We start from the raw sequence: 13,181 nt of genomic DNA on the forward strand, positions 1-13,181 counted from the left end.
GTGGTCCGGGACGTGATCAGCTGACCGAGACGTCGTCGATGAGGAACGCCGTCGCCACCGCCCAGTCCTCGACTCCGACGAACCGCAGCTCGACCGTCTGACCCGCGAACGCGGCCATCGACGCCGAGCGCAGGACGTAGCCCGCCGACGCGTTCGCGTTCGAGAGCGTCATGACAGTGGTCGACGTGCCCCCCGCGACCACTCGCACCTGCAGCCTGTCGAAGGGGGTGGTGCCGAACTCGTCCGTCGTGATCCGGGTGTAGAACTGCAGCACCGGCGACCCGGCCGGCACGACGATGCCACGCTGGCTCAGCTGTTCGGTCGAGGAGAAGCCCTCGTCGCCCAGCACGGCGTGGCACAGGCCCGACCGCGGCGGCGGCGGGCCGGCGTCACAGTCGATCGTCCACTCCTGACCCTGCCAGATGCCCGGCCCGGACTCGAACCCGGGCTGCGCGACCTTGTTCGTGGACGCCGGCGGCGGCGGCGAGGTGATCGTGCTGCTGAACTTGGAGTAGAGCAGCTTGTTGGGCGACCCCGTACCGATGCCAGTCACCCGGTTCGGGGTCGCACTGTTGCGGATCGCGTTGGCGGTCGTGGCCGGGCTCGCGTTCGGGAACTGCTGCAGGTACGTCGCCACGACGCCCGCGACGTGCGGGCTCGCCATCGAGGTGCCGTTCTCGATGTGGACGGAGCTGTTCGAGACCGCGTAGGTCGACAGCACCTGCGAACCCGGGGCGAACAGGTCGAGGCAGGTCCCCCAGTTGGAGTACGACGCCCGCGCGTCGTTGTAGGTCGTCGCACCCACCGTGAGCGCGTCGGGCGCGCTGGCGGGCGAGGCGGTGCACGCGTCGACGTTGCTGTTGCCGGCGGCGACGACATAGCTGACGCCGTCCGCGATCGAGTTGGCCACGGCGTCGTTGACTGCGCTCGAGAAGCCGCCACCCAGGCTCATGTTCGCGACTGCGGGCTCGCCCGGGTCATGGTCGCCGGTGACCCAGTCGATGCCCGCGATGACGCCGGCGAAGGACCCGCTGCCCTCGCAGTCGAGGACCCGCACGGCCACCAGGCGGACGGCCTTGGCGACGCCGTACTTGGCTGCGCCGACGGTCCCGGCGACGTGGGTCCCGTGGCCGTTGCAGTCGAGCGAGCCGTTCCCGTCGGGGATCGAGCTGAACCCGTGGCTCGCCCGGGTGCCGAACTGCGCGTGCGTCCGCCGGATGCCGCTGTCGATGATGTAGGCGTTCACACCCGCGCCGGTGCGGTCGTAGTGGTAGGACCGGTTGAGCGGGCGGGCGCGCTGGTCGATCCGGTCGAGCCCCCACGGCGGGTCGTACTGGTCGCCCAAGGCGGTGACTGTCCGATCGGCCTCGACATATGCGACACGCGGGTTGTTTTCGAGCGCCTGCAGCGCACGGTCGGGCAGTCGGGCCGCGAAGCCGTCGAGGGCAGCGCTGTAGTCGAACAGGATGTCGCCGCCGTGCTGGACGGCGTCGCGACGGGCGTCGCGCGTCGCCGCGACGCTCGCGTTGTCCTTCATGACGACGATGTATTGCCCCTGGATGACCCGGCTGACCGACCCGTCGGCCGACGTCGCGCGGCCGAGGTCGTGTCGGACGTCGGGCGCGCCGACGGCGGGGTCGTGGCTGAGGGCGGCGAGCCCGCCGGCGACGAGGGCGCCGGCTGCGAGCCGCAGCGCACGGGAGCGTGCGCGCTTCGAGTTGGGCATGTGAGTAACTCCCCAAGGGATTCCGGGTACCCGAGCTGCCCAGGCTGGTCTGCGGTTCGTCCGATGCTGGCACTGTGGGCCCCCGCACAGGCCGAAACAGCCAGGATTCCCCCGATTTTTCATACCTCAGGCGGATCCAGGGGCCTGTCACCGCCCGCTTGCTCAGCCGACCGCCTGCTCGGCCTCGTCGATCAGGTCCTTGACCACGTCGATCGCGCGGATCCGGCCACTCGTGACGGGCGAGCCGCTGGGGTCGAACTGGAGCGCGGTCGGGAGGCCGATGAGGAGGCCGTCGTTGTCGACGGCCATCCCGCCGGAGTTGCCGGGCGCGATCCGGGCCTCGGTGTCGAACTCAGAGCGCGGGCCCAGGTCGGGGTTGCTGAGCACGGTCGAGATGACGCCGGTGGTCACGGTGATCGAGTCGCCGGGCCCGGCGACGGCAGGGAACCCCAGGACGGTGACGTCGTCGCCCGCGCGGACGTCACCGGAGTCCCCGACCGGGACGGCCGGGAGCGACAGGTCGCCGTCGAGCGAGGACCCGTCGGCCTTCGCGTAGATCTGGAGGACCGCCGCGTCGAGGTAGCCGTCGGCGGCGACGACGCGCGCGCGGTACTCCGGCGGCGAGGTCGTGTCGGTAGCGCCGTCCGTGGTGGAGATCAGCAGGAACTCCGGGTCGGCGATCGCCGCCTCCGGGCCGTAGGTCTCGACGATGCCCGGCGACTCGGGCGCGGCGACATGGGCGTTGGTGAGGATCAACCCGTCGGAGCGGATGATCGAGCCCGATCCGCCGTAGGCGAGCTCCTCGTCCGGGTCATCGAGGTAGTGGCTCTCGCCGAGCACCTGAACCGTCGCCGCCTTGGCGGCGTCGAGCTCGGGCTCGGTGAGCTCGTCGGGCGTCGCGCCGGAGTCCCCCGTCTCGGACGGGGTGGTCGTCGCGGTGGCGCTGGGCGCTCCGCCGGAGCTGGGCTGGTCGTCGTCGCGGCTCAGCAGCACTGCCGTCGCGGCGATGCCCACGATGAGGAGGAGGACCCCGGCAGCGGTGCCCGCGAGCAGCAGGATCCGGGTCAGCCGGCGGCGTGCGATCCGCCTCTCCTCCTCCACGGCCGAGAGGATCGGGACCAGGGTCACCTCCGGCCCGGCGACCGGGTGGCCGAGGCGCAGCACGGTGCGCTCGTCGAAGTGCTTCGTCGTGACCCGACGGCCGTTGAGGAAGGTGCCCTCGTTGGACTCGTTCGCGTAGGTCCAGCCGCCCGGCGTCGCGGTGACCCTGCCGTGCAGGCGGGACGCCGAGGGGTCCTTGAGCACGACCGTGCAGTCGGGCAGCCGGCCGATCGTGATCTGGGCGGGGTGACGGAACCGGTGCTCCTGTCCCTCCGCGACGAGGAGCAGGTCGGGACCGGACCGGACCGGAGGCGGGCCGCCGGCGGCGGTCGGCACCGAGGGCTGTGCCGCCAGCACCTGGGTCTGGTCGAGGCCGGGCGGGACCACCGGAGGTGGGGGCGGCGTGGAGGGGCGGGCGACCTGGGTGCCGGACGGCCCGGCGCCGGCGGCGGCCGGGTCCGGGACCTCCACCCGCCGCTCGGCAGGCGGGGCGAAGCGCGACTGCGCGACCGGCCGCTCACCCGGGGGCGGCGGCATCGTCGGCTCCTCGAAGGACTCCGCCGGCGCGGGCGGCGGGGGCGGCGGTGGCGGCGCGGGAGCACTCGCCGCCTGCTGGCCGGCCGGCGCCTGGGCCTCCGGGGTGATCGTGAGCTCCGCCCCGGGCGCGACCGGGCCGCACCGGATCCGGGTAGGGCCGGTGATCGGGTGCTCGCGGACCCGCACTCCGTCGACGAAGGTCCCGAACTGGCTGCCGGTGTCGACCAGCACCCAGGTGCCGCCGACCGGGCGGAGCTCGGCGTGCTGCCGGGAGACGGAGCCGGCGGTGAGGACGACCTCGGCCTCGATCGCCCGACCGATCCGGATCACGGAGCTCCCCTCGAGGCGGAGGACCCGACCGTCCACCTCGACCACCAGCGGTGACATGCCCACCAGCCTAGGCAGAGGCGGCCGGGGTGGCCGAGGCCGGTCGCCGCACCTGGACGGTGGCGTTCCGGATCTGGATCCGAGCTCCAGCGACGAGCTCGATGGTCCGGTCGGGGTCGAGCACGAAGCTCTGCCCGCCGGGGTAGGCGACCGGCCAGGCGAAGTCGGAGGCGTTGTGCAGGCCCCACCGCTCCGGGGCCTGGGGGTGCTGCCGGAGGTCGCCGAGGACGACCGGGTGGTCGACGCCGGACGCGAGGTGGTCGGACCTGATCGCGGCCTGCGGGCCGACCGCGACCGTACGGCGACCGACCTGGAGCAGGTACGGCGGCCGCACCGTCGTACCGTCCTGCCAGCACACCGGGTCCGGCTCGCCACTGCTCCAGAAGTTGGTGGTGCCGCAGGTCGGGCACGCGAGGAGACCGTCGCGGAGCCGGTCCATCGCCTTGATCCACTGGCCCTCGGTGACCCGCGCCCCCGGCCGCTCGATGCCGTCGACGAACGCCTGCACGAAGAGGTCGCGCAGGAACTGCGGGTAGATCCGCCAGTACTGCTGGACGATGTCGGCCGGCCGGTTGCTCTCGTCGGTCGGGTGCATGCAGAACAGCGGATCGGTGCCGAAGTGGGTCATCAGCCAGTGCGCGTCCCGCACGCCGGCGTCGGTGCGCTTGCCCTCGAGCGGGTGGCCGAGGAAGAGCGCGTAGAACAGGAGCACTGCCAGGGAGTGCCGGTCGGTGTCGGTGTTGGGCAGGGTGCGGTAGGTCGTGTCGCGCACGACCTCCGGCGCCATGAAGTACGGCGTCCCGAGCACCCGTCCCGTGCCGTTGTCGATGCCGACGTTGTCGTTGTCGCAGATCAGGACGTCGCCGCCGGCCGGATCGAAGAAGACGTTGCCGAAGGAGATGTCGCGGTAGCACAGCCCGCGGGCGTGCAGGCGAAGGAAGCTGTAGCTCAGCTGACGGCAGAGCTCGATGATCGAGGAGAACGAGACGTCGAGCGGGTTGCCGTCGCGGTCGGCGTTGAGCAGGAGGTAGCTGAGCTCGAGGAACCGGGGGTCCCGCAGGTGCATGACGTAGCCGAAGCTCGGCTGGCTGTGCACCCGCGCCATGCTCAACGGCCACAGGAACCGTCGGTGCGGAGAACCGATCTCGACGAGCTGCTGCATCTCCTGGTACTGCTCGGTCGTGGCGCTCTCGGGCTTGTACCACTTCAGCGCGAGCGGCTCACCGGTGTCGCGGCGTACCTCGAAGACGTAGCCCTGGCCACCCTGGCCCAGGAGCGAGGTGACACGGGCCCGGCCCAGTGGGCCGAGGTCAACCTCGACGCCCTCTGCCAGCACCATGGGTGTTGCCGACCTCCGTGCCTCGCGTTCCCCGCCGGGAACCGTTGTCAGTGTGTGACAATCTATAGCCTGATCAACGACGGCGGCGTCCAAACCCGGCAACAGGAGACGGCATGAGTGACCGCTTGGGCGGCGCTTTGGCGCGGAAGCCCCTCCACTTCATCTTCGTCCTGGACGTCTCCGGGTCGATGATGCGTGGCGGCCGCATCCAGGCGCTGAACAACGCGATCTCCGAGGTCCTGCCGCACCTCAAGGACGAGGCCCGCGCCAACCCGCACGCCGAGATGCTGATCCGGGTCCTGGCGTTCGCCAACGAGCCGCGCTGGGTGATCGAGGAGCCGACGCCGGTGGACCAGATCCACTGGGAGCGGCTCGAGGCCGTGCCGCGCGGGTTCACCGAGCTCGGCAGTGCCCTCCTCACGCTGACCGACGCGCTCGCCCACCTCGACGAGAGCTCCAGCGCCTACCCGCCCGCGATCATCCTGGTGTCCGACGGCCGCCCCACCCAGAGCAGCGGCACGACGTTCGCCGAGGGCCTCCAGGCCCTCCTCAACAACCGCTGGGGCGCCACGGCCGTCCGGCTCGCGCTGGGCGTCGGCCGCGACGCCGACATGCACTCGCTGCGCCGGTTCATCGGCGACGAGGACGTGCCCCTGCTGCGCGCGGACAACCCCGAGCAGCTGGTGGAGTACATCGTCTGGGCCTCCAAGGCCGCCAGCAAGGTCGCCTCGCGACCGGTTGTCGGCGGTGGGGGTCTCACGGCTGCGCCGCCGAGCCCGATCGGCGACCCGATCTGGAGCACCCTCGGGTGAGCCTCGAGCAGCATCCCCGGGTCTGGACCGTCCTCTCCGCCTCCCGGATCGGCTCGGTGCACGTGCGTGACGACCTTCCGCTGCAGGACGCCGTGCTGACCTGGTCCGACGGCTCCCAGGCGGTGGCGGCCGTCGCGGACGGCCACGGCCACAAGGCCCACTTCCGCAGCGACATCGGCTCCGGGCTCGCCGTGGTGAGCGCGGTCGAGGAGCTGCGCCGGGTGGTCGGCACGCTGAGCGACCCGGAGGAGGCCGGCGACACCGTGACCACGGCGGCGGCGGCCATCGTCGACAGCTGGGTCACCAAGGTCCGCCACCACATCGAGGCCAACCCCTACGACGTCCACGACGAGCGGGAGGCCGCCGCCGTCCACGACCCGCTCCGCCCCTACGGCACGACGCTGCTCGCGGCGGCGGTCTCCGGCGACCTGCTCGTCGTCCTGCAGATCGGCGACGGCGACGCGGTGCTCGTGTCCGACCAGGGCGAGGCGATGCGCCCCCTGCCCGAGGACCCCGACCTGGACGGCCTCCACACCAGCTCGCTGTGCGAGCCGCAGCCCCTGCGCGCGCTCCGGACCGCCGTGATCGACACCCGGGTCGAGGACGTCGCCCTGGCGTTCCTGTGCACCGACGGGTTCGGCACCTCCCGCGTCGACGCCGAGGGGTGGTGGCGGCAGACCGGCGAGCAGCTCGTCGAGTTCGGCCGGAACCGCGGCCTCGAGTGGATGCGCGAGCAGCTGCCGCAGTGGCTCGAGGAGCCCGCCCAGATCGGCGGCGACGACACCTCGATGGTGATCATCGCGCGCAGCGACCTCGGTGCCGGCGCCCACGAGCGCCCGTTCGACCCGGACCGGACCGACGAGGTGCCGACGCTCGCCGACACCCTCGACCGGCCCTAGCCAGCGCCCCGTCACAAGCCGCCGAACGACCTGTCGCTTCGCTCACCTCGACTGCGTGCCCGGCATCGTCCGCGACACGCTCACGCAGATCAGGGGAAGATCACGTTGTAGAGCTTGACGGGGTCGCCCTGGCCCTTGTCGTACATCTGCAGGTAGCAGCGGCAGTCCAGGTCGTCGATGTAGAGGACGCCGTAGTTCTCGCCGCCGTCCTGCTCCTCGATGTAGCCGTAGATCTTGCCCTGCTCGGGCTCGTCCTCGTCCTGCTCACCGTTGCCGTTGTCGTCGTTGTACCAGTAGTCGACGACGAGGTCCTCGTCCTGCTCCGTGAGGGTCTTGGCGTTGGCCCGGTAGCGCCGGAGGTCGTTGACCTTGGCGAACTTCCCGACCCAGGTGCGGCGGCCGGACCGGCGGCACTCGCTCTCCTCGGTCTCGCCGTCGACCTCGGTGGGGATCCGGTTGCAGTTGGTGATGCCGAAGAGCTCATTGAAGTCGGTCACCGCGATGTCGGTCGCGCCGTCGGGCGGCGTCACCGTCGCCGACACCGCCTGGAAGGCGGGGTCGAGCTGGTCGGCCGTGACGCCGGCCGAGCCGGTGAGCTCGGCCGACTGCACCCCCGCCTGGCTGTCCCAGTAGAGGATCGGCGGCGCCGCGCTCTCCTCGTCCGCGGTGGTCGGGTCGAACCGGTAGTAGGCACCGGACTCGACGTCGGACACGATCGTGCCCTCGGCGTAGTTGAGCCGGCGCTGCCGCGCGGCCTTCAGCTCGGCGATGGAGGTGTAGGTCGTCAGCACGAGCTTGCCGTTCGGGAAGGTGCACTCGATCCTCTCGTCCTGACCGGACTGCGGGTCGGCCGCGACGCACTCGTCCATGCCCGACGTGACCATGGCCGCCAGGCTGGTGTAGCGCTCGTTGATCGCCTCGAAGCTGACGTCCGGGCCCTCCGGGGTGTCGCTGGTCTTGGCCTTGTCGGGCTCGTCGGTGTCGTCGCCGTCACCGAGCTGGGTGAGGGCGAAGATGCCGCCACCGAGAACCAGGGCCAGCACCACCGCGCCGATCAGGATGTACGGCCAGACCTTGCGCTTCTTCTTCGGCGCCGTGTGGCCGTAACCGCCGTACGACGGGGGCGGGGCGGCGTACGACCCGCCGGCGATCGGGGCGGGAGCCGAGCCGGGGACGCCCGGGGTCGGGCCGGAGCTGGGCCACACCGGCGAGGTCGGCGGCGGCTGGCTCGCGATCGGGTGGGGCGGCGACGAGATCGGCGGGGTCGGTGAGCTCGCCGGGGTGCCGGTCGGCGGGAACACGGTCGGCGGGCCGGCGGGCGGCGGCAGCGGGGCGGAGGCGTGCTGCGTGCGGTACCTGCGGACCTGGGCGTCGGAGACCTTGCCGCTGGCGTAGCCGAGGACCGCGAGCGCCCACTTCGCGCCGCCGACGTCGGCACTGCCCCGGTCGCGGGCGAGCCGGCTGCCGGCCTCGCTGACCGCACGGTCGGCGTCCGCGCCGCTCTCGAGCATGCTCATCATGGCCTGGTAGGCACCGAGGCGGACCGCGTCCACGAGGAGGTTGATGTCGCCCGTCGAGGCGCTGTCCTCGTCGAGGTAGTCGTCGAGTGCACCTCGGAAGCTGTCGGCGTCGTTGAACAGCTCCCGGCCCTGGCTCCGCCCCAAGGCGTACAGGCTCTCGTGCAGTTCCATGAATCTCCCTCGGTGGTGACGTCGCCGGGCGGCAGGGGAATCCTACGATCGCGGCGGGCCGCGCGTGGTCAGTCCTCCGCTTTGGGTGTCAGACGCTGGCGCCGAGCCCGGAGGCGATGCCGGAAGCGCGCTCGGCGACCTCGTGGGCGGTCCGCGGCCGGGCGGTCACGTCGGTGGCGAGACAGGCGCCGATCAGCTCCGCGGCGTCCGGCGGCAGGTCCGTCGCCAGCGTCGGCTGCGAGGCCAGGATGGACCGGACCAGGAGCAGCGGCTCGGTGCTGCGCAGGTCGCCGTACACCCCGCGCCCGGTGAGCGCGTAGTGGAGGCAGGCACCGAGCGACCAGATGTCGCTGGCGCGCGACGCCGCGGCGCCGAGCATGATCGAGGGGTCGGTGAACTCGAGCCCGATCTGACCGAGGCCGGTCATCACCATGCCGGGAGACAGCAGCTGCGAGAGCCCGAGGTCGGACAGCCGGCCGCCGTCCTCGGCGATCAGGATGTTGGCGGGCTTGATGTCCCGGTGCGCGATCCCGCGCTCGTGGAGCGCATGGGCGGCGAACGCGGCGTCGCGTACGGCGGCGACCGCGCGTCCCGGGTCGAGGGCGACGTTGGGCTGCTCCAGCGAGCCGAGCGGGAGGTACTCCATCGCGTAGTAGAACGCCCCGCCGTGGCGGCCGGCGTCGTAGACGGCGACGAGCCGGTCGGAGTCGGCGACGCTGAAGTGCTTCAGCTCGCGCGTCGCCCGTCGGAAGGCGTCGTCGGACGTCGGCCCGGCGATCACCTTGACGACGACCTGGTCGGCGGCGATGCCCAGGCGCGCCGGTGCGTTCGCCAGGTAGTTCGTGCCGTAGTTCGACTCCCCCAGCGGCCGGATGAACTCATAGTCCGCGATGCCTTGCACGCGATCCTCCGATGGTCGTGGTCCTGGTCAACAGCATGGCATGTGCCACGGATCCGGCCCATCAAAACGGCAGCCTCCGTCCCCGAATCATCCTCGCGAACACATTTCGCGGTGAACCTGACGCGGTTGACGATTCGGACGCGCAGCGACGGGTAGCCGGTGTAGCGTTCCGGACGCACCTGGGGCGGAACCTTCCCACGACGAAGGAGGCACGTTGATCGAGCCCACAGCAGCTTCGGTGGTACCGACCACGGATCCCAACACGTACCTGCCGGCCCAGCCGATGCCCGCTGGCGACCTGACCGACCAGATGCTCCAGACGGACTTCTGGACCGACGAGCTCGTCGCGAGCGCCGGCATCCCGATCGTGGACGTCCCGTTCGTCACCGTCGGCTCCGGGATCGGCAGCTTCGTGACCGTCGACTACCTGCGGATCGCGGGCGTGCCGACGTCCCAGATGCGCGTCCTCGGCACCCTCGACCACCCGTGGCAGACCTACGAGTACCTCACCCGCGTGTCCCAGATCCCTCGCGGTGAGCGGCTCCGCTCCGACTCCGCGTCGCGGCCGGACAACATCTGGGGCTTCCCGTCGTACGGCTTCGCCGAGGCGATGCGGACCTTCAACCCCAAGCTGCTGTGGCAGCTGTTCAGCGAGCCGATCTTCGCCGACTACTACACGCCGAAGGCCGGCCAGGCCTTCGAGACGATGGAGCGCGAGAAGAACCGGATCGGCTACGACGAGATGCTCGTCAAGGGCCTGGTGCGCATCGTCCGCCGGCGGTACGGCGGGGGCTACTTCACGATCCTGACGCCCCCCGAGGGCGCGTCAGCGACGAAGCGAGTGGCCTTCCGCTCCCAGTACGTCCACATCGCCGTCGGCTATCCCGGCCTCAAGTTCCTCCCGGAGCTCCAGCGCTACCGCACCGAGCACAACGACTACCGCCACATCGTCAACGCCTACGAGTCCCACGAGCACGTCTACGAGCGCCTGCTGCAGCAGCCCAGCACCGTGATGGTGCGCGGCGGCGGCATCGTGGCCTCGCGGGTGCTCCAGCGGCTGATGGACGACCGCCTCCTCAAGGGCGCGCAGACCAACATCGTCCACCTGTTCCGGACCTACTACCACGGCACCAACGACGGCTACGGCAACGAGGAGGACCCGCGCCCCGGCGGCGGGAAGACCCGGCTGTTCATGCGCCGCCGCGGCGAGAACGGCTGGGCCTACCAGGGCTTCAACTACCCGAAGTCCGTGTGGGGCGGTCAGCTCAAGAAGCAGGTCCGCGGGCTCGAGGGCGAGCAGCGCGCCGAGATCTACAAGCGGATGGGCGGCACCAACACCCCGTGGCGCAAGCTCTGGCAGAAGCAGATGAACCAGGGTCGCAAGGAGGGCTGGTACCAGGTGCTCGTCGGCACCGTCGACGACATGCAGCCCCACGGCGAGCGCATCCTCAACCAGGTGCGCACGGCGCAGGGCACCGTGCCGGTCGAGGTGGACTTCGTCATCGACTGCACCGGCCTCGAGGCGGACATCGCCGAGCACCGGCTGCTCAAGGACCTGCTGGAGCACGGCGGCGCTAGCCGCAACCCGGTCGGCCGGCTCAACGTCGACCGCAACTTCGAGCTCATCGGCACCCGGTCCGGCAACGGTGCGATGTATGCCTCCGGCGCCACCACGCTCGGCGGTTACTTCCCCGGGGTCGACACCTTCCTGGGCTTGCAGGTCGCCGCCCAGGAGATCTACCTCGACCTCCGCAAGCGGAAGTTCTGCAAGCGGATCGGGCCGGTCCGCTCGACCATCCAGTGGTGGAAGTGGCTGTTCGGGAGCAAGCCGTGACCCACGCCGACTCGACCGTCCCGCCGACCTGCCGAGGAGCCCGCTGATGTTGCCCACCCTCAACGGCCGTCTGCAGACCCGGATCTTCATGCTCGTCGTCTTCGGCGGCATCATCACGTTCCTGATCACGCCGGTCCTGCCCGACGGCGCCCCCGGGCTGCCGGGGTTCGACGGGACCTACTACCGGATCACCTACATCATCCTGGCCACCGTGCTGGTGCTCGGGATCCTGTGGGAGCTGCTCTACCACCTCATCCAGCAGTTCCGGTGGGAGAAGGACTGGCCGACGATGTTCGGCCTCATCACGGCGATCAACGAGGGCGCCCTGGTGTGGCTTCTCCTCGAGCTGGGACTGGTGCCCGGGCTTCCCCAGGGGTTGGATGATGGTGACCTGCCGTCGTTCTTCTGGTGGGCCTTCTTCATCGACTTCTCGGTGATCTGGTTCGTGATCTGGATTTGGACCAACGGGCCGATGCGCGTGCCGTTCATCCGGTGGCGCTTCCAAGGCGGAAGGATCGTGTGACGTGAAGCAGTCAGCGGAGGACTGGACCCGCGCGACCGTCGTTCCGGGGCCCGGCGAGGGCACCCTCGCCCGGATCGGGCCGGTCGTCCTCCTCGTCGGCTCGACCGACCCCGAGGTCGTGCGTCCCTACGTCGACCACGCGCAGATGGTGGCGGCCAACGGCGGCCAGGGCCGCCAGCTGGTCCGCGGCTACGCGCTCATGCTCTCCACGGCCGTCGAGCAGTCGCCCGGCTTCGCCGCGCTGGCGCCGCACTCGACCGGGCTGGCGGTGTTCGTCGACGGCGATGTCGTCGTGACCGTCGGCGAGGAGCGGATCTCCGGCGCCGACTCGCTCGCCTGGGTCGAGCGGCTGATCCCGTGGCCGATCGACGAGGTGTCGGTCACCCTGCCCGGCGCGAGCCAGGCCGACCCCGGCTCGTCGTACCGTCTCGACGGCGGTGTCATCCAGGCCGGGGCGCTCGTCGTGCCGGCCGGCGCCCCCACCGGTGAGCCGCTGACGGCCGCACCGGTGATGGCGGACACCGCGGGCGGGGCGACCACGGAGGAGCCGGTCGCGGAGGAGGCCGCCGCGCCCGCCACGCCCGCCCCTGCGCCCGCCCCCTCGCCCGACGAGCCGACCGACGAGCTGACCCACATGCCGGCGTCGCCGGTCTGGCCCCAGGCGCCCGAGGCAACCCCGGCGCCCGGCGCACCGGAGGCACCGGCACCGCCCCCTCCTCCGCCTGCGCCGGAGCCGGTCGCCGCCGACGACCACGTCCACGACCACGCCGGCCACGACCACCCGCACCCGCCGGCCCCGGCCGGTCGGCCGCTGCCGCCTGCCCAGCCGGACGAGCGCATCGAGTTCCAGTCGGTGCTCATCGACGAGATCGACGACGACGACTTCGAGCCGCTGCCGATCGTCGATGACCCGAGCGTGATCCAGGCGAGCGGCCCGGCGAAGGAGGAGGTGCGCGGGGTCTACTGCAAGAACCGCCACTTCAACGACCCGCGGCAGCTGTTCTGCGCGGTCTGCGGGATCAACATGGTGCAGCAGACGCCGGTGTTGGTGAACGGCGTCCGCCCGCCCCTCGGGGTGGTCGTGCTCGACGACGGATCGGTCTTCCAGCTCGACACGCCGTACCTCCTCGGGCGCGACCCCGACGCCGACGAGCGGGTCCAGGCCGGCACCTTCCGCGGCCTGCCGATCATCGACCAGTCCAACCAGGTCTCGCGGGTGCACGCCCGGCTCGAGCTGCGTGGCTGGGACGTCGTGCTGGTCGACAACAACTCCACCAACGGGACGTTCGTGCACGTGCCGAAGACGCCGGACTGGCAACGACTGCCCGCGGGCGCCGAGCACGTCCTGGTGCAGGGCACCCGGATCCGGATCGGCCACCGCACCCTGGCGTTCAACACCCACGCCGGTAGCAGCAGCTGACCCAAGGGCCC

Annotated in this window: 10 protein-coding genes; 5 read left to right on the forward strand and 5 right to left on the reverse strand. The window is 71.3% G+C overall.

What is annotated here, in order from left to right; all coding sequences use genetic code 11:
- Positions 1-16: 16 nt before the first annotated feature.
- The 3 genes from F0U47_RS17980 to F0U47_RS17990 all read right to left on the reverse strand — a co-directional run bounded on the left by F0U47_RS17980 (position 17) and on the right by F0U47_RS17990 (position 5,090).
- On the reverse strand, positions 17-1,726 hold the full coding sequence (locus F0U47_RS17980; protein WP_149751860.1) for a S8 family peptidase: 1,710 nt from the start codon (positions 1,724-1,726) through the stop codon (positions 17-19).
- 162 nt (positions 1,727-1,888) lie between these two features.
- Positions 1,889-3,751, reverse strand: coding sequence for an FHA domain-containing protein (locus F0U47_RS17985; protein WP_149751861.1), 1,863 nt, complete (start codon positions 3,749-3,751; stop codon positions 1,889-1,891).
- Positions 3,752-3,761: 10 nt separating this feature from the next.
- Positions 3,762-5,090, reverse strand: a complete 1,329-nt coding sequence (locus tag F0U47_RS17990; RefSeq protein ID WP_149751862.1) for a protein kinase domain-containing protein — start codon at positions 5,088-5,090, stop codon at positions 3,762-3,764.
- Positions 5,091-5,203: 113 nt separating this feature from the next.
- Here F0U47_RS17990 and F0U47_RS17995 point away from each other — a divergent pair, with 113 nt between their 5' ends.
- Together F0U47_RS17995 and F0U47_RS18000 are read left to right on the forward strand one after the other, a co-directional pair.
- Positions 5,204-5,902, forward strand: coding sequence for a vWA domain-containing protein (locus tag F0U47_RS17995; RefSeq protein ID WP_149751863.1), 699 nt, complete (start codon positions 5,204-5,206; stop codon positions 5,900-5,902).
- Positions 5,899-6,801 (forward strand): PP2C family serine/threonine-protein phosphatase, encoded by a 903-nt coding sequence (locus F0U47_RS18000; RefSeq protein ID WP_188111412.1) that lies wholly within the window; start codon positions 5,899-5,901, stop codon positions 6,799-6,801. Before F0U47_RS17995 ends, F0U47_RS18000 begins: the two co-directional genes overlap by 4 nt.
- 89 nt (positions 6,802-6,890) lie before the next feature.
- On the opposite strand, the gene F0U47_RS22065 is transcribed toward F0U47_RS18000, so the two are convergent.
- Together F0U47_RS22065 and F0U47_RS18010 are read right to left on the reverse strand one after the other, a co-directional pair.
- Positions 6,891-8,492: a hypothetical protein gene (locus F0U47_RS22065; RefSeq protein ID WP_149751865.1), complete on the reverse strand. Its 1,602-nt coding sequence runs from the start codon at positions 8,490-8,492 to the stop codon at positions 6,891-6,893.
- An 88-nt stretch (positions 8,493-8,580) separates the two neighbouring features.
- On the reverse strand, positions 8,581-9,393 hold the full coding sequence (locus tag F0U47_RS18010) for a protein kinase domain-containing protein (protein WP_149751866.1): 813 nt from the start codon (positions 9,391-9,393) through the stop codon (positions 8,581-8,583).
- Between the two features lie 238 nt (positions 9,394-9,631).
- Here F0U47_RS18010 and F0U47_RS18015 point away from each other — a divergent pair, with 238 nt between their 5' ends.
- Genes F0U47_RS18015 through F0U47_RS18025 form a run of 3 tightly spaced genes read left to right on the forward strand, consistent with a single transcriptional unit; the run spans position 9,632 to position 13,170 of the window.
- Entirely contained in the window at positions 9,632-11,227 is a 1,596-nt protein-coding gene (locus tag F0U47_RS18015; RefSeq protein ID WP_223162823.1) for an FAD/NAD(P)-binding protein, read from the forward strand.
- Between the two features lie 46 nt (positions 11,228-11,273).
- Positions 11,274-11,750: a hypothetical protein gene (locus F0U47_RS18020; RefSeq protein WP_149751867.1), complete on the forward strand. Its 477-nt coding sequence runs from the start codon at positions 11,274-11,276 to the stop codon at positions 11,748-11,750.
- A gap of 1 nt (position 11,751) precedes the next feature.
- Positions 11,752-13,170: an FHA domain-containing protein gene (locus F0U47_RS18025; RefSeq protein WP_149751868.1), complete on the forward strand. Its 1,419-nt coding sequence runs from the start codon at positions 11,752-11,754 to the stop codon at positions 13,168-13,170.
- Positions 13,171-13,181: the final 11 nt, after the last annotated feature.

It is taken from the genome of Nocardioides antri (assembly GCF_008373765.1).
Taxonomy (GTDB): Bacteria; Actinomycetota; Actinomycetes; order Propionibacteriales; family Nocardioidaceae; genus Nocardioides; species Nocardioides antri.

What these genes read in the sequence shown, in the direction of transcription:
- F0U47_RS22065 (WP_149751865.1), bottom strand. Translation starts at nt 8,492, where the DNA reads ATGGAACTGCACGAGAGCCTGTACGCCTTGGGGCGGAGCCAGGGCCGG.
- F0U47_RS17985 (WP_149751861.1), bottom strand. Translation starts at nt 3,751, where the DNA reads ATGTCACCGCTGGTGGTCGAGGTGGACGGTCGGGTCCTCCGCCTCGAG.
- F0U47_RS18020 (WP_149751867.1), top strand. Translation starts at nt 11,274, where the DNA reads ATGTTGCCCACCCTCAACGGCCGTCTGCAGACCCGGATCTTCATGCTC.
- F0U47_RS17995 (WP_149751863.1), top strand. Translation starts at nt 5,204, where the DNA reads ATGAGTGACCGCTTGGGCGGCGCTTTGGCGCGGAAGCCCCTCCACTTC.
- F0U47_RS17980 (WP_149751860.1), bottom strand. Translation starts at nt 1,726, where the DNA reads ATGCCCAACTCGAAGCGCGCACGCTCCCGTGCGCTGCGGCTCGCAGCC.
- F0U47_RS17990 (WP_149751862.1), bottom strand. Translation starts at nt 5,090, where the DNA reads ATGGTGCTGGCAGAGGGCGTCGAGGTTGACCTCGGCCCACTGGGCCGG.